This window comes from Gordonia sp. OPL2 (assembly GCF_003797825.1).
In the GTDB taxonomy this organism is placed as follows: domain Bacteria; phylum Actinomycetota; class Actinomycetes; order Mycobacteriales; family Mycobacteriaceae; genus Gordonia.
The window spans coordinates 1-459 of sequence record NZ_RKME01000079.1; the positions used below are offsets into that span (position 1 = coordinate 1).

2 protein-coding genes are annotated in these 459 nt (G+C 49.5%); both read right to left on the bottom strand.

Annotated features, from left to right (window positions below; translation table 11 throughout):
- Window positions 1–203: DEAD/DEAH box helicase (locus EEB19_RS26360; protein WP_187590286.1), on the bottom strand; the 203-nt coding region annotated here is incomplete at its 3' end.
- On the bottom strand, window positions 196–276 hold the full coding sequence (gene yrbN, locus EEB19_RS26365) for a protein YrbN (RefSeq protein WP_187590287.1): 81 nt from the start codon (window positions 274–276) through the stop codon (window positions 196–198). The genes EEB19_RS26360 and yrbN, both read right to left, overlap by 8 nt.
- Window positions 277–459 lie beyond the last annotated feature (183 nt).

The window sequence follows — 459 nt, forward strand, 5'->3', positions numbered from 1 at the left end:
ATGTTGTTCAGCAGCGGTAAAGAGAACGCTGCGGTTTTACCGCTACCCGTCTGGGCCATACCCAGAACATCGCGGCCGCCCAGCAGATGCGGAATGCACTCAGCCTGGATCGGAGATGGTTTTTCGTAACCCAGATCGTTAAGCGCTTCAAGGATGGGAGCCTTCAGGCCCAGATCTGCAAAAGTGGTTTCGAATTCAGCCATGTAGTACGTGTGCCTCAAAATTAATGGCGGCCAGTCTACATAACTTATCGTGAAAATTTTCGGTAATTTTCATTGAAAAGTGTGAACCGGCTCAAAGTAGGTGTATTAACGAACAACAACGCCCTCACCCGCAAAGGTGATGGCAATCAAAAAAGGGCTGATGTGTTCGTCAGCTATTGCTGGTCCGATTCTGCCAGGTCATCTTGCTCCTGGCCCAAGAGCGATAATTCCAACAATGCGTATCGGTGCTCAACGT

Coding starts and splice junctions, on each gene's coding strand:
- yrbN (WP_187590287.1), bottom strand. CDS start 276: ATGAAAATTACCGAAAATTTTCACGATAAGTTATGTAGACTGGCCGCC.